Genomic DNA, 20,121 nt, shown 5'->3' with positions numbered 1-20,121 from the left:
TAGGTGTCCCCTATCTTTTATTTATCCCGAACTAACGGGTATTTTAGTTTATTTGAAATCCCCACCGATTAACATGTCACTTATCATTTAACGCGACAATACCAGGAAGCTCTTTACCTTCCATTAATTCTAGTGAAGCACCCCCACCTGTCGAAATGTGATCCATTTTGTTTGCTACTTCAAATTTTTCCACAGCCGCAGCAGAATCACCGCCACCGATCACTGTATAGCCATTTGTTGTTGCCATGGCATGAGCGACAGTTTTTGTGCCATCAGCAAACTTTTCCATTTCAAAGACGCCCATTGGTCCATTCCAGATGATTAATTTAGAATTGTTAATAACCTCAGCGTAGTTTGCAGCTGTTTTTGGTCCAATATCTAGACCCATCCAATCTGATGGAATCGCATTTACATCTACGATCATCGTGTCAGCATCTTTTGAAAATTCGTTTGCTACAACTGCATCAATCGGCATATGTAATTGCACGCCTTTTGCTTTCGCTTTTTCAATGAAAGATTTTGCTAACTCAATTTTATCTTCTTCTAATAAGGAATTACCAACATCGTACCCCTGTGCTTTAATAAAAGTAAATGATAGTCCTCCACCGATAATTAAGTGATCTACCTTTTCTAATAAGCTTTCGATCACACCAATTTTATCTTTTACTTTGGCCCCACCAATAATTGCTGTAAATGGACGTTCTGGATTAGATAAGGCTTTACCAAGAACATCTAGTTCCTTTTGCATTAAGAAGCCGGATACAGCAGGTATATGCTTCGCAATTCCTTCTGTTGAAGCGTGTGCGCGGTGTGCTGCTCCAAATGCATCATTGACATAAATATCTGCTACTGTTGCAAATTGTGCTGCAAGTGCAGTATCATTTTTCTCTTCACCAGCATGGAAGCGCACGTTTTCAAGTAGTACGATATCGCCGTCTTGCATGTTGGCAACAGTTGCTTCTACTGCTTCGCCAATTGACTCATCCAATTTTGTCACCGGCTTGCCCATCAACTCAGCTAAGCGAATCCCCACTGCTGTTAAACGCATATCTTCCTTTACTTCACCTTTTGGACGACCTAAATGGGATGCTAAAATTACTTTAGCCCCCTGTTCTACTAAGTACTCAATTGTTGGAATAGCAGCACGAATACGTGTTTCGTCTGTAATAGCACCATCGGCCATTGGAACATTAAAATCAACTCGTACAAAAACGCGCTTCCCTTTTACATCGATATCTTTCATTGTCTTTTTATTTAACATGAAGAAACCCCCTTCAAAGTTTTTTGGCTCGTGTCTGTCATGTGCCTCACCCATCTTGGTCTACACACATTCTACTGATACCTTTATTTGTGATAATTAACTTTTACTAAATAGTAGCAAATGTCTCGTAATATGTCTTTTAAATGCTACATTAATTTTTTATCTAAAAAAGGGAGTAAGGGTAAACGTCCCCTACTCCCATTACCCTTGTATATTATATCTTTTAGACATTATAAAGGCTATACTTTTTATGCGTAAAAAGCGGTATTATGTCACACTTTTTACTTCAAATTACGAATTATGACACTTATTTATCATTTAAACCTTGTTCTGCAATATATAACGCTAAGTCCATTAATCGAGTAGAGTAACCAATTTCGTTGTCATACCACGCAAGAACCTTCACCATACTATTTTCTAATACCATAGTAGAAAGTCCATCGACAGTTGAAGAACTATGGTTGCCATTGTAGTCAATTGATACTAGCGGTAACTCATTGTAACCTAAAATATCTTTTAGCTCATTTTCAGAAGCTTCTTTTAAAGCCGCGTTGATGGCATCTTTCGTAACCTCTGCTTTAAGTTCTAAGACTAAATCCACACATGAAACATTTGGTGTAGGAACACGCATAGAGAAGCCATCTAATTTACCTTTTAACTGTGGTAATACTTTAGAAACCGCAACGGCTGCTCCTGTTGTTGTTGGAATCATCGATACTGCTCCTGCGCGTGCGCGACGAGGATCAGAGTGCGGGAAGTCTAGAATACGTTGGTCATTTGTGTATGAGTGAATTGTTGTCATCATACCGCGTTCAATGCCAAATTTTTCATCTAGCACTTTTGCTACTGGTGCAAGACAGTTTGTTGTACAAGACGCATTAGAAATTACATCATCAGTTTCTGGATTGTAATCCTGATGGTTTACACCCATTACAAACGTCGGCATATCCCCTTTTGCTGGTGCTGAAAGAATTGCCTTTTTTGCACCTGCTTCAATATGTTTGCTTACTTCTTCCATTGATCGGAATTTACCTGTACACTCAAGCACCACATCAACACCAAGCTCACCCCAAGGTAATTGCGCTGGGTCTTTTTCAGCAAATACTTTAACTTTTTTACCATTCACTACGAAAGAATCGCCATCTGCATATACTTCAGCATCATAGATACCGTGTACAGAATCATATGTTAATAAATGCGCGAGTTGGCCAGCATCTGTTAAGTCATTCACTGCAACGACTTCAAACTCTTCCTGCTTCATTGCTTCACGAAATACTAATCGTCCAATTCGTCCAAATCCATTAATTGCTAATTTTAATACCATTGTCAATTCCTCCAATAATGTTTGTATTTATACTTACAGGTAACGTTCAGCAATTTCTTTTGCTGCCGCTTCATCCGTTATAAAAATAGTCTGCTTTGGCGCTACTTTAAAATAAGAAAGCATCGCGTTCACTTTTTGTTTACCTGCTGCCACCGCAATGACATGCTTACATTGCTCTACTTGTTCAAGCTGAATACCAATCGTACGAATACGATGGACAATTGCTCCTTCGGCATTAAAGTAATAGCCAAACGCTTCACTGACAGCTCCTTTTTCCTCGAGAATCCGTAAATCCTCTGGCGACGAATTACGACGAACTGCCATTTCCTCCGCAGAGCCGATACCATGAATCACGTAGTCTGCCCGATCATAGTAAGCCATCATTTCAATAACCATTGGCTCTTTCAGCATCGCTTGATATGCTTGCTCACTTAAATGCTCTGGTAAAAACAAAGTTCGATGTTGGGCATTCATCTGCATTGCAAATGTCGCGACAAGTGTATTGGCCTGCATTTGCATTTCATGTCCAATTCCCCCACGTGCAGCAACAAATGTTACGTTCTGCTTGGAATCAATTGGTTGTAAAAATTGCGCAAGCGAAGCCACCGATTTGCCACCTGTAACAGCGACAACTTGCTCACCAATAATGTTTGATAAAAATTGGTGTGCTGCCTCTTTACCAAGCAATGTCAATACCGTTTCATCATCATTATAATCGCCTGGTACAACAATCACATGTTGCAATCCAAAACGTTTTTCGAGTAATTTAGCAAGCTGTGTAAGTCCAGACCACTCGTAAACCAATGCTCGTAGCTGCTCAATAACGGCGATGCCATCACTCGTACATACCATACCCAATTTTTGAATATCTAATAACCCTTGCTCACGTAAAATGTCTGTTTCTTTTCGTATTTCACGTTCTGTCATTTTTAGTGATTCTGCAAGTGTTCGTCGTCCAATGGGTTGCATTAGTTGAATTGATTGCAAGATGCGATATCTTGATTGAAGAAGCGGATACATTTCCGGAAGTAGTCTTTGCTGTGCCTCTGGTATGGTTAACATACACATCTACTACCTTTCTATTATAATGGGACGTTTTTTATCCCACTATATAAAATTATGTCCCACTTGTAATTTCATTATATTACTTAAATTAAAAAAGGGCAAGTAAATAATGGTATTCACATTTATTTATTTGACCTAGCAGGCAAAGGTAAAAAACCACAAAAAAACTTTTTTATAGTTTTTTTGTGGTTTCTCATTTTAAAATCGTTTTATTTTATATGTAGAACATGATTAAGCTACACGAAATGGTTTATTCATATGTAACAACCCGTAAATAATGAAAAAGATTCCGCAAGTAAATACATTTAGAACCATATAAAAAATGCCATAGGTTTTATCACCTACCCATCGATAAAATATACGGTATATTAAATAATATACAAAAAATATAAACGGAATTGCTGCTAAAAATCTTATTGCTGGAATAATTCCCACAATAAATAAGCAAATAAAAAGAATTATCATTTTCTTAGCTGAAGCTCTTCGTTCGATATCTGAATTGCCTTTTGCAATAAGTAAAAACATTATATATATGTTGATGATAGGTATAAAACTTAGATATGCAACATCCTCGAAACCATTTGCTTTAGCAGTCCTATAATATATCAAAGACCAAATAACATAAAAAAGTATGAAATAAAGAATTTCAAAAAAATGAATGTTCAAACAATACACTTCCCTGCCCTTTTGTTAAATCCAATCCATACAATAACTTATTTACCAATAGATTTCCATGAATATTTTTACCTAATTAATCGTTATAAAACCAAAAATAGGTATTTTGTAAAAGGATAAAAAAAACTTAGGAGCATCATTGTTTTGAAAACCGTGTACTTCGGTATTAAGAAACAATCCGTTCTCACCCTCTACAAAAAAAATCTCGTAACCTTCAATTGCGGTTACGAGATTTTGTCAATTAATTTGTAAAAGATAATACAGCGTTTTTCTTGAAACTTGCTAAAGCTTTTGTAGCCTCATTTTTGTTTGTGTATTCAAAAATACGAATATCCTTTTTCTCAAATACTGTAATAACCCACATTGTAAAATCTCCCTTCAAATTGTTTTTGTAATATAACAAACACTAAAATGTGATAATTTCATTCGAACTGTCTTATAACAACTTCTTACTGCTTCCTATTGTACTCCGATTTTCTTTAAAAGAAAGCTTTACGTGAAGCTCTTCACAAACTGTTCATATTCAAAACGCTTTCATTGAACAATTTGTGAAAACTAATATTTTATAGGCATAAACAATAAAACACTCGGTTTAAAAGAGCGCTCCTTTTAAACTGAGTGTTTATAATTATTTCATATTTTGCTTCATTAAATGGGCAATTTGCTGTTCGTTTGATTGCTCTACTTCTTCTAAATGCTGAATGACTAAATTTTGTCGGTCTATTGAATGGTTTTGGCTCAATTTCTTTTTACCTTCCATGCGTGAGATGTTTATTTTAAAGCCCTGAACGCCTTTATTTAAATTCGTTATTAACTGTGCATCCACTTCAGATAAGCTATAGGGACTATCCTTGCCTTCATATTTTGAAATCATATTGTTAAAAGAATTGACTAATTCCGCTTCCTTCTCAATAAGCTCTATATCTCCGTAAACATGCACCGCTACATAATTCCATGTAGGGACAGCTTGATTTGTTTCATACCATGATGGAGATATGTAGCAATGAGGACCTTGGAAGACCGCTAAAACATGTTGGTGCTCGATGTTCTTCCATTGCGGATTGCCTTTTGCAAAATGGCCAATCAAACAATTCTGCGTTTCATCGAACAATAAAGGAAGATGTGTGGCGTAAGGCATCCCTTCATAAGTTGAAAACAAAGTTGCAAAACTGTTCACTTGTATCGTGTTTATCATTTCAGATGTATCTTTGATTTTAAATGCCGCTGGTATATACATGAGCAGAGCCCCTTCCATCAAATATTAAGTAGACAATTCGAGCTATACAAGCGCTGCCGCAAGGGTTGCGTAATCCAAATTACCATATTGTAAAATATGACCATCCTTTTCCACTACAGGAATCATGAGCATATATTTTTCATGTATGACTTCGTCTGCCTCAATATCGATTATTTCTATAGCAAACGCGATATCTTCTTGCACAAGCTTCAAAGTACGTAAGCCCACTTCACATAGTTCACAATTAGATCGACTAAAAAATTTTACGTTCATTCTGTCCCACCTCCTAACGCTATTATAAAACGAAATAGTCTGTTCTGTGTGAGCCTGTTACTAGAAAAAAAACTGTGCAAGAAGATTACTTCCTACACAGTCTAGTTATTATTTTTTTAAATGGCTATCTAAGAATTTAAGCATAGCATTATAGAACTCAATGCGATTTTCTTCATTTTGGAAGCCATGCCCTTCATTGTCCTTCAACATGTACTCCACATCAACACCTCTATCACGTAACGCTTTTACGATTTGATCAGACTCTGCCTGATTTACACGTGGGTCATTAGCGCCTTGAGCTACGAATAACGGTGTTTTAATTTTATCTACATGGAAGACCGGTGAAGCAGCTGTTAATAGCTCTTTATCTTTTTCTGGATGTCCTACACGCTCATAGAACATGTTACGCATTGTTTCCCAATATGGTGGAATTGTATCTAACAATGTGAAGATATTTGATACACCTACATAATCAACTGCCGCTGCATATAAATCAGGTGTTTTCGTAATACCTGCTAATGTTGCATAACCACCGAATGATGCACCGTAAATACCGATACGCTCAGGATCTGCAATACCTTGATCAATAGCCCATTGTACGCCATCTGTAATATCGTCTTGAATTTTCAGACCCCACTGCTTATTACCTGCATCTAGGAATTCTTTACCATAACCTGTAGAAGAGCGGAAATTCACTTGTAATACAGCGTAGCCACGGTTTGCAAGTAATTGGACTTCTGGGTTAAAGCCCCACATATCACGTGCCCATGGACCGCCGTGTGGATTGACGATAAGTGGTAGGTTTTTAGCCTCTTTGTTTTTCGGTAATGTTAAATACCCGTTAATCGTTAAGCCATCACGACTCTTATAAGAAACTGGATGCATTTCTGCAAGTTCTTGTGGGTTTAACCAAGGACTTAATGTAGCCAATTCTTTCAGTTCATCTGTTGTTGAATCGTAGTAATAATACTTTCCATAAACAGTGTCACTAGAAACGCTAACAATGAATTTTGTCATTTCCTTATTGTAATCGCTGATGCCTAATTCACTTTCATGCACACCTAATTTATTTTGGATTTTACGGAATAATTTTTCAAAGTCTTCGTCAAAGAATTGATAATGTGGCTTATCTGTTATATATGCACCATATAATAATTTATCTTTTTCAGCACTATATAATACACCAGATACATCCACTTCTGAGTTAGACATAATAACTTCTTCTTTGCCTTCTAAATCATATTTAACGACTTCTACTTTGTCTCTTCCTTTATTAGAAGTTGCGAAAATATGTTTATTGTCTTTAGAGAATGCAAGTGGCGTAACTTGATCTCCTGCTTCCATTTCAATAAATGGCTTGAATTCATCTTTTTCTGAATCACGATAAAGAACAGTGCCGACTACACCATCTGAAGCAACTGCCATACGTACATTGCCATCACGATCCGCTACCCAGCTAGTAATGTTACCTGGGTTCTTAGCAACATGTGTAGTTTCACCAGTCTTAACATTAAGCTTGTACACATCAAAGACTTTTGCATCTTCTTTATTCATCATAATAAGGATTTCGTCTTTAACGCCTTGTAAACCGCTTAATAACCCAACTGTTACATTTGGGTATGGTGTTAAATCCTTTTCCTCATTGCCATTAAATGATGTTGAATAAATGTGGAAGTTTTCATCGCCACCTTTATCCTTTAAATATAGTAAATTATCATCTTTCCAGAAGGATCCAGCGATATTACGATCCGTTGAGCTAGATACACGTACTGGCTCGCTATCATCATTCATTTTTTTCACGAAAACATTTGAACGATTTTCCCATTCAGAGGAATAATTAATGTAATTACCGTCTGGAGAAAGAGAATAGCCAAAGCTTCCCGGATTTTTCATGAAATCTTCTACGGAAACTTCTTTCACGCCTTCATTACTCACACCATTTTTCACATTTTTAGCATTGTTTAAAATCTTGACTGCATCTTGTTTAGAAATCGTTTCACCATTTGAAAGACCGTTAAATAAACCAAGCTTATTGGCTTTTTCTTGATACTCAGCAAGTGTAGCTTCTTTTTCCTCTTTATCTAAAGCTCTTACTAAAATACGTGCTGCTTCATCACGTTTAATATGAAGACTTAAATCTTTTAATTCTTCGCCTTTTACCCACTTATCAGTGATTTGCTGGCGCATTGTCTCTGAACCATGTTGGAATGTTAGAGCTGTTACAGTTAAACCTAGAAAATCCTTAGCAGATAGACTTTCCTCTTTTACTTCTACTTGACTGCTAGTTTCATTGGCAGCGCGTACTTCCTGCATCGAAACAGGGTAGACAGCAGATGTTGTTAAAATGACTGCTAATGATGCTGTTAAAAATCTTTTTTTCAAAATGACTCCTCCTTATATCAGTTCGCGTTATATCGCTTGTCGATATAATAAAATTATAACAACTCAATCATTTTTGTCAATAAATGATAATAATTAAATGAAATTTCCTTTTTAACCAATAAAAAAGCGACTTGTCTTTAGACAAGCCACTTAATTACTATAGGTGTTTGTATGTTTTGTTAAAGTAAAAATCCATTCCGCACCTCAGTGTATTCGCTGCTGACTCATTTAAAATTTTCGACTTGCACCGCCACCTGCGGATGAGCCACCTCCAAAACCACCAAAGCCTCCACCACGTGACCCACCACTACCAAAGCCTCCACCACGTGACCCACCACTACCAAAGCCTCCACCGAAACCACCTGGATAACCTCCACGACCTCTTGAATGTGGACCACCACCGCCACCATGAGATGAGAATGTAATAACAATGAGCACTAAAATAATAAGTAATATAAAGACCCATGTAGGCATCGATTCATCCGTTTCCTGTTGAGCAGGGCTAACGCCATCCCAATTATATTCTTGTGCCACTGTTTGGAATAATTCGGCGTAGGTAGCTTGAAAGGCTTTACTGATTTCGCCATCACTTGCATATGGATAAAAAGCTGTATCCAAAATTCGTCCCAATTTGCCGTCTGGCAAAGCACCTTCTAGACCTTGCCCAACACCAATTACGACATCATTATTACCTTCTCCTTGTCCAAATGTCGCTAATATAAGTACACCGTTATTTTTTTCTTCATCGCCAATGCCCCATTGTCTAATCATTTTTGTCGCATACATTTTAGCCTCTTGCCCGTTTAAGGTATCTAGTGTCACAATCATTATTTCAGCTCCTGTGCCTTTGTCTAACTGCTCAGAATAATGATTCAGCTCCTCTTCCACAGGCGTCGATAGCACATTCGCAAAATCATGGATATACGTATTTTTCATCGGTTTTGGCATCGCTGCTTGTGTGATGCCTATATTCACTGTAAAGGCACAAAAAACGATTACTAGTAGCAATGTAAAACGTTTCATTATTGTTTACTCGATTCACTAAAATCTATTGACGGAGCCTGTTCAGCTCCTGCAGCTGCCTTAAAATATTCCTTTTGTTCAAAGCCAAACAACCCCGCAATTAAATTACCTGGGAAGCGCTTAACTATTTTATTAAACCCTTGCACTTCATTATTGTAATCTTCACGTGCTACAGCTAAACGGTTTTCAGTTCCCGCTAATTCATCCATCAGTTGACGGAAATTTGCATCCGCTTTTAAGGTCGGATAATTTTCCACAACGACTAACAATCTACTTAATGCCCCATTCAATGCATCATTTGCCGATGCCTGCTCTTCAGGCGTGTTTGCACTGCCCATCTGCGCACGTGCCTGCGTAATACTTGCAATAACTTCTTGTTCATGATTGGCATAACCCTTTACTGATTCCACTAAATTCGGGATTAAATCGTAGCGACGCTGCAACTGATTTTCGACTTGCGCCCATTTCGAATCAACGTTTTCTTCAGCCGTCACAAGGCTATTGTATTTTGGTATAAATAGTAATGCTAATAGAACAATGACAATCATAATAATTCCTACTGGTCCAAGTAATTTTTTCATTTTTAAACCCTCCTCTACTTTCTTGCCTTACCACTAATGTGTTGCTAAAAAAACAACACTATTCTCTATATATGCAAAAGTATTTACATCGTATGAAATAAGGCTAAGTAGACATACTAAATACTGCAACAACAACAAAATATGACATAGAGGAGGAATTTTTTTTGTCACAATCATTTTATAATGAGTCATCTGACGCATCACTCAACCAACAACAAAGCCTAAATCATGGTGGACACGAAGTAATGGACATGCATGAAACAATTGGTGAAATCATTGCAGGACTAAATCAATGCATTATTTTACGTCCACACGTAAAAGATCAAGAGCTACTAAGCATTTTGGATCGCCAATATAATTTCACCCTAGGTATGTACAACACGATTGTTGAATCCTTTAAAACAGGACACGATCCTTCTGTTCCAACAGGGCGCTATCAAATGGAAACGGGAAATGATTTTAAATATGGCCTAACACCCTCACAACCGAAAAAGCCAATGCAAAATGCAAATGAAATTAATGATGAAACGATTTCTGGCTTCTTACTTGGTGCACAAAAGGGTGCAGCAAAATGTATGACTGCTGCAGCAACAGAAACAACAAACCCTGTTGTTCGACGTGTTGTTGCTGATAGTATTCCCAACTGCATCGAGATGGCATACGAATTATCCATTTACCAAAATAAGCATGGCTACTATCAAGTACCTCAATACACACAACAAGATATGCGTACGATGCTTGATTCCTTTGCTACTACCACAAATCCCCTTCATTAAATACAAAAAAAGTGCAGTCCCCAAGGTGATGAAAAATCACAAGGGACTGCCTTCTTTGTATACATGAAACCACGTAACGTGATGTAAAATTAAAATTTATCGCAACACTTTTCTATTTTATCGCCCATCTTTTCTAATTTAACTGATAAAGTACAAAAAAACGAACGATCACCGTTCGTTTTTCCTTCTATAAATAATTAAAGAACTTTTCCTAAAAATGCTTTTGTTCGTTCATTTTGTGGATTGCCGAAAAGCGCTTCAGGTGTCCCTTCTTCTACAATAAAACCGCCGTCCATGAATACGACACGATCACCTACTTCGCGTGCAAAGCCCATTTCATGAGTCACTACGATCATTGTCATCCCTTCAGCTGCTAGATTCTTCATGACATCTAACACTTCCTTTACCATTTCTGGGTCAAGAGCTGACGTTGGTTCATCAAATAACATCGCTTTTGGCTTCATTGCTAGTGCACGGGCAATTGCAACACGTTGCTGTTGGCCACCTGAAAGCTGCTCAGGATAGTTGTACGCTTTGCTATCTAAACCCACTTTTTTCAAAAGCTCATGGCCAAGTGCCTCAGCTTCCACACGATTCAGATGACGAATTTGCATAGGAGCCATTGTCACATTATCAAGTACAGTCATATGCGGGAACAGATTAAATTGTTGGAACACCATACCAACTTCCGCACGAATTGCATTTATATTCGTTTTGGGATCATTAATTTTTACATTTTCTACATATATTGCACCATCTGTCACTTCCTCCAGCATATTGATGCAACGTAAGAAAGTACTTTTTCCCGACCCCGATGGCCCAATTACACATACAACCTGCTGCTCTTTTATTTCATAATCAATGCCCTTTAATACCTCTAGCTTCCCAAAATATTTGTGCAAGTTTTCAACTTTAATCATCGTGCTTCCCGCCCTTCTACTTTACGAGGGACATAACTATTACTGAAACGTTTCTCTATATATGCTACAACCTTTGTTACACCATACGTTAAGATTAAATATAACAATGCCGCGACAATATACGGCTCCCAGAAACGGAAACTTGCGCCAGCTACTACTTTACTTGCATATAAAATATCTGGTGCTGCAATAACCGTTACTAAAGATGAGTCTTTTAATAAAGCAATAAATTCATTTCCAAGTGGCGGAATCATCCGTCTGAAAGCTTGTGGTAAAATCACTTTACGCATTGCTTGATTGTGCGTTAAACCAAGAGAACGTGCGGCTTCCATTTGCCCCTTATCAATACTTTGAATGCCTGCACGGAATATTTCTGCATTATAGGCTGCACAGTTTAAAACCAGTGCGGTAATACCTGACACCATATATCCTAATGAATGCCCAAAAATCGTTGGAATCACCGCTAAGTGAATTAGCAAGATTTGTACAAGCATTGGTGTCCCACGGAATAAATCAACATAGAGCTTACATGGCCAGTAAATCCATTTTTTCTTTGATAATTTTCCCAACCCTAACAGTAAACCTAAAATAATCCCTCCGAAATAGCCACTTAACGTTAAAATGATTGTTACACCAATACCACGTATAAACATATCACGGTAGTTCCAGACTATGTCCCAGCGTAAGTCAAAGATGTCCATCTGAACCCCTACTTTCCCTTTCAATTTCTCCTTGATGAATTACCCTAAAAAATCAAATGAGCCACTAGCATAATTAGGCTAGCGGCATCCACTATTACTTAAAGTCCGTACCTGTAATTTCATTTAATTTACCATTGTCTTTAATTTTTTGCAGACCTTCATTTAATTTATTTAATAATTCGGTATTCCCCTTTTTCACCATGAAACCATAGTATTCTTTTTCAAATGCATCATCTTTAATTACTTTTAGTTTCGCCTTTGGATTTGCCTCCATGTATTCATATATAACCGCATTATCACCAATTGTTGCATCTACGTTGCCATTTAACATTTCTTGAATGGCAACTGGTTGGCTTTCAAACGCCATAATATTTGTACTTGCATCACCTTGTAATTTTTTCGCAGCCATATGACCAGTTGCATTAATTTGTACCGAAATCTTTTTATCTTTTAATTCAGCTAATGATTTTATGTTCGAATCCTCTTTTACTACGATTAATAACTGAGATTCATAATATGGCTCTGTAAAATCAAATGATTCTTTACGCTCTTCGTTAATGGTAATACCTGATGCACCGATATCTGTTTCACTATTTTTAATTGTCTGGAATACTGGTTCCCAACCGATATTTTGCCATTCTACTTCAAAGTCCATTTCATCAGCGATTGCTTGCAAAACATCTACATCAATCCCCACAATGTTTCCTTTATCATCTACTGATTCAAAGGGTGCAAAGGTAGCCTCTGTCCCTACTTTATAAACCTGTTTCTTGGCTCCATCATTCTCCGAAGTGCCACCATCACTTGAAGATGTATTTTCTTTCGTGCCGCAGCCTGCTAGGACTAGTGTAAACGCTGCAACAATCATTAATAACGTCCATATACGTTTTTTCATAGTTGTTCCCCCTAATGTAAGTAAATAATATTCCAAACACTTCAATTCTATCAATTCAGAAATGTTAGACTATTAGGTCAATTATAGTAATAATAGAGTCCATATACAATACTATATTGCATAAAAGTAATAGTAATTTCATAATAATAAATTCAATATCCATTATTTAGATAAATAATGCATAACTTAGCGATTAAACAACATTAAATGTATACTAATACATTGTTGATATAATATTTATCCAAAAATAAGATAATTTTGGGCACAAAAAAAAGAATCCCCCTCAGAAAAGGATTCTTTTTTTGGACTAGCGTGCTAGCCTCACGTTCAGTTATGTTCACTAAATAATTTGGAGTTGTTGCTTTTTTGAAGGTTTGAAAGGAATAAATACGGGAATAATGCCAAATAGGCTGTATTCCCACTATGTTCCTCTCGTTCTCCGCTAAGCAGGCTGCTAAGCTACTTATTAGAGAGTCGAGCTATAAAAATATATCAATTTCTCAGTAAAATGGCGCCCTCGGAGGGAATCGAACCCCCAGTGCAAGAACCGGAATCTTACGTGTTATCCATTACACCACGAGGGCAATTGAACATAAAAAAAAAGTACTTACTCTAGGCTTTACGGTAAAGCATCATGTAGATATAACCCTCATTTTTGAAGCATACCTGCAAAATAGTGTACTGTACTTTAACTTGCGACCTTTCTATTATACAAACGTATTGCTCACAATTCAACTATAGAATGCAAATGTTTTAAATTTTTTTTTGTAGATTTAATTTCTTATTATCAGTGTTAATATTTGACCTTCCCTGACTATAATGTGTATGATAAGGTTACAGCTGAAATTCAATGAGTGATTTCAGTAAGAGTATTCGAATTTAGCTTTTAAAGGAGGATTTAACATGAATTTAATTCCTACAGTTATTGAACAAACAAGCCGTGGTGAGCGTGCATATGACATTTATTCACGACTACTAAAAGACCGTATTATCCTATTAGGAAGTGCGATTGATGACAACGTTGCTAACTCAATTGTTGCGCAGCTGCTATTTTTAGAAGCAGAAGATCCAGAAAAAGATATTTCTCTTTACATTAACTCACCTGGTGGTTCTATCACAGCAGGTATGGCGATCTATGATACAATGCAATTTATCAAGCCGAAAGTACAAACAATTTGTATCGGTATGGCTGCATCAATGGGAGCATTCCTTCTAGCTGCTGGTGAGCCTGGTAAACGCTGTGCATTACCAAATGCAGAAGTAATGATTCACCAACCTCTTGGTGGTGCACAAGGGCAAGCGACTGAAATTGAAATTGCTGCAAAACGTATTTTATTCCTACGTGAAAAATTAAACGGTATTTTATCGGAACGTACTGGCCAGCCTCTTGAAGTCATTTCAAGAGATACTGATCGTGACAACTTCATGACAGCTGAACGTGCCAAAGAATATGGCTTAATCGATCATATCTTTGAACGTAGCGACCGTAAATAATAAAATATCCTCTAATAGAGGATCAGATTAAAGACAACAGGTTTCGGAAATCCCGAAACCTGTTTTTTTGAAGTTAAACCAGGGTCTCTTCGAAGACTCCTGCGGTAGAACGAGCCAGCTAGCCCCGCACGAAAGATAGATGTCAGGACTTACTTCCAAAGAAAAAGACTGAAATCAAACTCGATAAAGAAAGTTTGATTTCAGTCTGAAACATCTGGATCATTTTGATTCAGATGTTTTTTTGATTAGGCGCTTTTAACCACAGATTGCATACACGCCATTTTTTAACTTAATCTTCTTTTTCAATAAGTGCCGCTAATGATGTAACCGCTTGCTCCGAATCGCTACCTTCGCTACTTAATACAACTTTTGTACCTTTTGCTATGGCTAAACTCATGACACCCATAATAGATTTGGCATTTACTTTTTTCTCATCTTTTTCAAGAAAAACATCAGCGCTAAAGCGATTTGCTTCTTGCACAAATAGCGCTGCTTGTCTAGCTTGTAGTCCTAATTTTAACTTTACTTGGACTGTTCTCTCAGTCATTCGCAAAACTCCCCTTCACTACCGTTCATCTTATTAGTTTAATCTTACCTCACTTAATGGTAAAAGAACAATAAGCGATTGCGCATTACTTTCATACCTTTTATATATGAAAGTTAACCGCCTATTTTTTCTCCTCGTCTTAATGCTTCTGCTATTTCATCAATTTTTCGTAGGCGATGATTGACACCAGACTTACTAACAGTGCCACTTGATACCATCTCACCCAGTTCTTTTAATGTGACATCCTGATATTCAACACGTAGGCGTGCAATTTCTCTAAGCTTTTCTGGCAACTGATCTAAACCAATTGAATTTTCAATTAAGCGAATATTTTCTACCTGTCGTAGCGCCGCCCCTATTGTCTTATTCAAATTCGCCGTTTCACAGTTCACAATACGATTGACACTATTCCGCATGTCGCGCAAGATACGAACGTCTTCAAATTTCATCATCGCTTGATGTGCACCAACAATATTAAGAAAATCAGAAATTTTTTCAGCTTCTTTTAAGTATGTGACAAAGCCTTTTTTTCGCTCAATTGTTTTCGCATTTAATTCAAATTCATTCATTAAATCCATAAGTGCCTCACCGTGCTCTTTATACAAAGAATATACTTCTAAGTGATAGGCTGACGTTTCCGGATTGTTTACCGAGCCACCTGCTAAAAAAGCGCCTCGTAAATAAGCTCTTTTTTGACCGCTCTTTTTAATAAGCTCTCTAGAAATCGTATGATTGAATTGAAAATCATCAGAAATAATCGCCAAATCAATTAGTAGCTCACGCGCACCATCTCGCACACGGCAAATATAAACGTTATTTTTTTTCAAACGCATTTTCTTCCTGACAAGAAGCTCAACATTATATGAATATAACTTCTTCATAATCGTATAAAGCCTTCTTGCGATGGCAGCATTTTCAGTTTGCACGTCTAAGCTAAGCTGCTTGTTAGCGAAAGATAATGAACCATTCATTCGAATTAAGGCAGATACTTCCGCTTTCATACAATGATCGTCCGCTTCTACTTGAGTTAACTCTTTTTTTGTTTCAGAAGCAAAAGACATGTCACGCCCCCCCTTTCAACCTTTATTTCTATGTATATGTTCATCTTACCATATACAACAAGCATTCTTTATGATTCTATTATAGGTTCACTTCTTTACGTTTATAGATATTGGCATAATCTACAAGCCATTCAGCACAATTAGCAGCATTATGACGAACCGTTCCATCCGGTCGAATTGTGGCAATATCTCGTTTAATAACCTCTAAACCCATACTTTCAAGCTTCGCAACATCAAATGTTACTGGCTCAGCACATTCTTCCTTATAAAGCTCCTTTACAGGATGAGGTAATTTTTCGTCATTCACTAAAATAGAATCGATAAAGGAATCCCCAACATGTTTATAGATAGCTTGAACATGATCGCCTGCTGTATAAGAAATAGTTTCACCTTTTTGTGTCATTAAATTACAAACATATATTTTACGCCCCTTGGCCTTTACAACAGCTTCTCCAATTCCTTTCACAAGCAAATTTGGAATAATACTTGTATATAAGCTGCCTGGACCAATTAAAATATAGTCTGCCCGATTTATAGCACGGATTGCTTCTGGTAACGGTTGCACATTGTCTGGTACTAAAAAAACTCGATTAACGCGACTTTTAGCTAATGGAATTTTAGACTCACCCTCTATAATTGAGCCGTCCTCTAGCTCTGCATGTAATGAAATTTTCTTATTAGCCGCTGGAATCACACGACCATGTACTTTTAATACCTTCCCCATTTCGCTAATTGCATGATTAAAATCTCCAGTTATATCTGTCAAAGCTGTTAACATTAAATTACCTAACGAGTGTCCACTTAAATCCTCTGATGCTGAAAAACGGTATTGAAACATTTGCTCTACAAGTGGCTCTACATCCGATAAAGCAGCAATTACGTTGCGGACATCCCCAGGAGGGGGAATATCATAATCATCCCGTAAACGCCCTGAAGAGCCTCCATCATCTGCTACTGTGACAATAGCAGTGATATCAAACGGATGATGCTTTAAGCCACGGAGCAACGTAGAAAGCCCCGTCCCGCCACCTATAACAACAAGCCTGGTTTGCTTTTTTCCCATTCACTCAATCCTTTCTTCGATTGATGTCACGGTGCGTAATAACAGCATTTTCTTTTTTGGTTAAATATTCACCAAAATATTCTGCTAATGTCACCGATCGATGCTGTCCCCCTGTACAACCAAAAGCAATAACAAGTTGCGATTTCCCCTCTAGTTTATAGAGTGGAATCATAAATTCAAACAAATCAGTTAGTTTTTGAATAAGTATTTGTGTATCCGCTAAAGCAAGTACATAGGAAGAAACTTCTGTTTGTAAACCTGTTTTAGGGCGTAATTCTTCTATATAATAAGGATTTTTTAAAAATCGGACATCGAAAACTAAATCCGCATCGATTGGCATACCGTGCTTAAATCCAAAGGACATAATATTTACAGAAAAAATATTGTCTGCATCACTTGCAAATTCTTTGACAATTTTTTCTCGTAACTGTCTAGGTTTCATGTTCGATGTATCATAAACGAATTTAGCACGACTTTTTACCTCAGACAATAATTCCCGTTCTTGTTTTATGCCGTCTAATGGTAAACCTGTTACAGCTAATGGATGCGCACGTCTCGTTTCTTTATAGCGTCTAACGAGGGTTCCGTCATCCGCATCTAAAAATAAAATGCGCACAACAATACCGCCTTCTTTTAGTATATGGTCAAGTGCGCCTATAAGAGAATCAAAAAAGTCGCCGCCACGCATATCCATGACAGCTGCAATACGTGTAAAATTTTTACCTGAATCTTTAAGCAAGGTTAAAAAAGTTGTAAGTAATGCTGGTGGTAAATTATCAATACAGTAATACCCTAAATCCTCAAAGCTTTGAATAGCTACTGTTTTTCCAGCTCCAGACATTCCTGTAATAATGACCAATTCATGCGTACATTGTTGGCTCTCAACCACCACTGTCATGCAACTCCTTTATTGTTCTAATGATATTTGTATTTTCTCATGAAGTAATTCAAAGTTCGACGTATATTCAAACGTACCATACTGAACACCCGATTGTGAAACAGCAAATTGTAAATTTGTTCGATCGCCCTCAGCCATTGGCAGATGCTTCAAATCCTCAACTGGGTGCCATGCAAGCTTACCTTCTCTCGTTTCTTCAAATGGTACACCCTCTATATCTTTCGCAACAAAGGTGTAAAGCATCCATTCGTCAACCATGACGTTATTATCTTTTATGACCATTGTATACACACCCTTTAAATGTGCATTTACTGGTGTTACATTTGTTTCTTCTTGAAACTCACGTACAGCGGCTTCATATATCGACTCACCGCTCTCCATTTTCCCTCCTGGTGCTACATACCAGCCACGTCTTGGCTTTTGAAGTAACAATACTTGGCCGTCTTTTATGGCAATTAAATTCGCAATTCTTTGCATAGACACACCTCTAATCTCTTTTGCATTCTACCTCTTATTATAACAAGACCTGTCAGCGTTTGTCCTGATTTCACATCTATGTGCTTCTTTCACTAGTAAATGCAGTTTGTGCCTTTGCCACTGACTTTATCGTCTTTCATGACAACATTATTGTCTGCTATGACACTAGTGTATGTGCAAAATTTATTCCCTATTGCTATAACATCATGGAAATAACAAACAGCGTCAATCTGGTGAAAAAGTACATCCTACATGCCCTTTAGCTGCAAGCATGTAGGGCTCAATAGTCAAATCAAGCATGTGATGCATAGACATCAAAAAAATAGGTTGCCACCACCTAATTTAGGCGGAAACAACCTACTAAACAAAATAAAAGGGGGATTGCTAATTACACTTTGTATAATACACCTTTTATATGTCATTCAAGTTACAGCAATATTAAAACCTTATTAAAAATTGTATTTTTTTCCGGCATTAACCGGAAATGTAATTATGCTTTAATTTTTTCTAGTAATTCTTCCACGTAATGCTGGACGGCTTGTGCTGCAATACTGCCATCACCTGTAGCTGTTACAATTTGTCGAAGTGATTTTTCTCGTACATCACCCGCTGCGAAAATACCTGGTACACTTGTTTCCATATTATCATTTGTTACAATGTAACCTGCATCGTTTAAAATGCCTAGTGCTCCAAAAGGTTTTGTTAGTGGTAGCATCCCAATGTAAATAAATACCCCATCTGCAGCAAATTCCGATTCAGTACCCTCGACAGTTGATTGCAATGTTACGCTTCCTACTTTACCGTCAGCTTCATTAATTTCTTTGACCGTTGCATTCCAAATGAAATCAATTTTGTCGTTCGCAAAAGCACGATCTTGCAGAATTTTTTGTGCACGTAGTTTATCACGACGGTGTACAATTGTTACCTTATCAGCAAAACGTGTTAAGTATACACCCTCTTCAACTGCTGAATCTCCGCCACCTACGACAACAAGATTTTTTTGTTTAAAGAACGCCCCATCACATACTGCACAATAACTAACACCACGACCACCAAGCTCTTTTTCACCTGGAACGCCCATTTTTTTATATTCTGCGCCTGTAGAAAGAATAATTGCACGTGTTTTATATTCTTTAGCACCTGATTTAATGGTTTTGTATTCTTCACCGTCGATGATTTCTGTTACATCACCATAAGCATACTCAGCACCAAACTTCTTCGCATGCTCAAACATTTTTGTAGATAGCTCAGGGCCTAAAATTGTATCAAAGCCTGGATAGTTTTCTACTTCTTCGGTATTTGCCATTTGACCGCCTGGAATACCACGTTCAATCATTAACGTCGAAAGATTCGCACGTGATGTATATACTGCAGCAGTCATCCCAGCAGGACCTGCACCAATAATGACAACATCATAAATTTTTTCTTCTGACATAAATACTTCCCCCTAAACTTTTATTGCTTTTTT

General features: G+C 37.3%; 20 protein-coding genes and 1 tRNA gene. 2 read left to right on the top strand and 19 right to left on the bottom strand.

Annotated features, from left to right (window positions below; genetic code table 11):
* Positions 1 to 76 precede the first annotated feature (76 nt).
* The 9 genes from ACOMCU_RS21675 to ACOMCU_RS21635 all read right to left on the bottom strand — a co-directional run bounded on the left by ACOMCU_RS21675 (position 77) and on the right by ACOMCU_RS21635 (position 9,821).
* On the bottom strand, positions 77 to 1,261 hold the full coding sequence (locus ACOMCU_RS21675) for a phosphoglycerate kinase (RefSeq protein ID WP_421051356.1): 1,185 nt from the start codon (positions 1,259 to 1,261) through the stop codon (positions 77 to 79).
* Between the two features lie 307 nt (positions 1,262 to 1,568).
* Positions 1,569 to 2,585 (bottom strand): type I glyceraldehyde-3-phosphate dehydrogenase, encoded by a 1,017-nt coding sequence (gap, locus tag ACOMCU_RS21670; protein ID WP_010857402.1) that lies wholly within the window; start codon positions 2,583 to 2,585, stop codon positions 1,569 to 1,571.
* A 33-nt stretch (positions 2,586 to 2,618) separates the two neighbouring features.
* Positions 2,619 to 3,647, bottom strand: coding sequence for a sugar-binding transcriptional regulator (locus tag ACOMCU_RS21665; RefSeq protein ID WP_421051355.1), 1,029 nt, complete (start codon positions 3,645 to 3,647; stop codon positions 2,619 to 2,621).
* Between the two features lie 919 nt (positions 3,648 to 4,566).
* Positions 4,567 to 4,689, bottom strand: coding sequence for a hypothetical protein (locus ACOMCU_RS21660; protein WP_010857399.1), 123 nt, complete (start codon positions 4,687 to 4,689; stop codon positions 4,567 to 4,569).
* A 264-nt stretch (positions 4,690 to 4,953) separates the two neighbouring features.
* Entirely contained in the window at positions 4,954 to 5,562 is a 609-nt protein-coding gene (locus ACOMCU_RS21655; RefSeq protein WP_010857398.1) for an FMN-binding negative transcriptional regulator, read from the bottom strand.
* Between the two features lie 42 nt (positions 5,563 to 5,604).
* Positions 5,605 to 5,835, bottom strand: coding sequence for a glutaredoxin family protein (locus ACOMCU_RS21650; RefSeq protein ID WP_010857397.1), 231 nt, complete (start codon positions 5,833 to 5,835; stop codon positions 5,605 to 5,607).
* 108 nt (positions 5,836 to 5,943) lie between these two features.
* Complete coding sequence (locus ACOMCU_RS21645) at positions 5,944 to 8,217, bottom strand: alpha/beta hydrolase family protein (protein ID WP_010857396.1); 2,274 nt, start codon at positions 8,215 to 8,217, stop codon at positions 5,944 to 5,946.
* A 228-nt stretch (positions 8,218 to 8,445) separates the two neighbouring features.
* Positions 8,446 to 9,240 carry a TPM domain-containing protein gene (locus ACOMCU_RS21640; RefSeq protein WP_421051354.1) on the bottom strand — a complete coding sequence of 265 codons (795 nt, stop codon included), beginning with the start codon at positions 9,238 to 9,240 and terminating at the stop codon, positions 8,446 to 8,448.
* A complete protein-coding gene (locus ACOMCU_RS21635) occupies positions 9,240 to 9,821 on the bottom strand; it encodes a LemA family protein (RefSeq protein ID WP_421051352.1) in 582 nt (193 codons plus the stop codon). The genes ACOMCU_RS21640 and ACOMCU_RS21635 overlap by 1 nt, the downstream gene beginning before the upstream one ends.
* A 164-nt stretch (positions 9,822 to 9,985) precedes the next feature.
* On the opposite strand from ACOMCU_RS21635, the gene ACOMCU_RS21630 reads away from it, so the two are divergent.
* A complete protein-coding gene (locus ACOMCU_RS21630) occupies positions 9,986 to 10,597 on the top strand; it encodes a spore coat protein (RefSeq protein ID WP_010857393.1) in 612 nt (203 codons plus the stop codon).
* A gap of 197 nt (positions 10,598 to 10,794) precedes the next feature.
* Here ACOMCU_RS21630 and ACOMCU_RS21625 read toward each other — a convergent pair whose 3' ends face one another.
* From ACOMCU_RS21625 to ACOMCU_RS21610, 4 genes are all read right to left on the bottom strand, one after another.
* Entirely contained in the window at positions 10,795 to 11,517 is a 723-nt protein-coding gene (locus tag ACOMCU_RS21625) for an amino acid ABC transporter ATP-binding protein (RefSeq protein WP_010857392.1), read from the bottom strand.
* Positions 11,514 to 12,218, bottom strand: a complete 705-nt coding sequence (locus ACOMCU_RS21620; RefSeq protein ID WP_036129725.1) for an amino acid ABC transporter permease — start codon at positions 12,216 to 12,218, stop codon at positions 11,514 to 11,516. Before ACOMCU_RS21620 ends, ACOMCU_RS21625 begins: the two co-directional genes overlap by 4 nt.
* A gap of 94 nt (positions 12,219 to 12,312) precedes the next feature.
* Complete coding sequence (locus tag ACOMCU_RS21615) at positions 12,313 to 13,113, bottom strand: transporter substrate-binding domain-containing protein (RefSeq protein ID WP_421051351.1); 801 nt, start codon at positions 13,111 to 13,113, stop codon at positions 12,313 to 12,315.
* 509 nt (positions 13,114 to 13,622) lie between these two features.
* Positions 13,623 to 13,697: transfer RNA gene (locus ACOMCU_RS21610), tRNA-Arg, on the bottom strand.
* A gap of 319 nt (positions 13,698 to 14,016) precedes the next feature.
* Between ACOMCU_RS21610 and clpP the strand changes: the two genes are divergently transcribed.
* Positions 14,017 to 14,607, top strand: a complete 591-nt coding sequence (gene clpP, locus ACOMCU_RS21605; protein WP_010857389.1) for an ATP-dependent Clp endopeptidase proteolytic subunit ClpP — start codon at positions 14,017 to 14,019, stop codon at positions 14,605 to 14,607.
* A gap of 289 nt (positions 14,608 to 14,896) precedes the next feature.
* On the opposite strand, the gene ACOMCU_RS21600 is transcribed toward clpP, so the two are convergent.
* From ACOMCU_RS21600 to trxB, 6 genes are all read right to left on the bottom strand, one after another.
* Positions 14,897 to 15,154 (bottom strand): HPr family phosphocarrier protein, encoded by a 258-nt coding sequence (locus tag ACOMCU_RS21600; RefSeq protein WP_010857388.1) that lies wholly within the window; start codon positions 15,152 to 15,154, stop codon positions 14,897 to 14,899.
* A gap of 113 nt (positions 15,155 to 15,267) precedes the next feature.
* Positions 15,268 to 16,215 carry a DNA-binding protein WhiA gene (gene whiA / locus ACOMCU_RS21595; protein ID WP_010857387.1) on the bottom strand — a complete coding sequence of 316 codons (948 nt, stop codon included), beginning with the start codon at positions 16,213 to 16,215 and terminating at the stop codon, positions 15,268 to 15,270.
* Positions 16,216 to 16,294: 79 nt separating this feature from the next.
* Complete coding sequence (locus ACOMCU_RS21590) at positions 16,295 to 17,278, bottom strand: gluconeogenesis factor YvcK family protein (RefSeq protein ID WP_010857386.1); 984 nt, start codon at positions 17,276 to 17,278, stop codon at positions 16,295 to 16,297.
* Positions 17,279 to 17,282: 4 nt separating this feature from the next.
* The gene (gene rapZ, locus ACOMCU_RS21585) at positions 17,283 to 18,176 is read right to left on the bottom strand and encodes an RNase adapter RapZ (RefSeq protein WP_036129722.1); all 894 of its coding nucleotides are present in this window, start codon (positions 18,174 to 18,176) and stop codon (positions 17,283 to 17,285) included.
* A 9-nt stretch (positions 18,177 to 18,185) separates the two neighbouring features.
* Positions 18,186 to 18,653: an 8-oxo-dGTP diphosphatase gene (locus ACOMCU_RS21580; protein WP_010857384.1), complete on the bottom strand. Its 468-nt coding sequence runs from the start codon at positions 18,651 to 18,653 to the stop codon at positions 18,186 to 18,188.
* 490 nt (positions 18,654 to 19,143) lie between these two features.
* A complete protein-coding gene (trxB, locus tag ACOMCU_RS21575; protein ID WP_010857383.1) occupies positions 19,144 to 20,088 on the bottom strand; it encodes a thioredoxin-disulfide reductase in 945 nt (314 codons plus the stop codon).
* Between the last annotated feature and the right edge of the window lie 33 nt (positions 20,089 to 20,121).

This window comes from Lysinibacillus sp. UGB7 (genome assembly GCF_049058285.1).
Classification (GTDB): Bacteria; Bacillota; Bacilli; order Bacillales_A; family Planococcaceae; genus Lysinibacillus; species Lysinibacillus sphaericus_B.
Note: the sequence above shows the minus strand (reverse complement) of the source record. Positions and strands in the feature narration are given on the sequence as shown.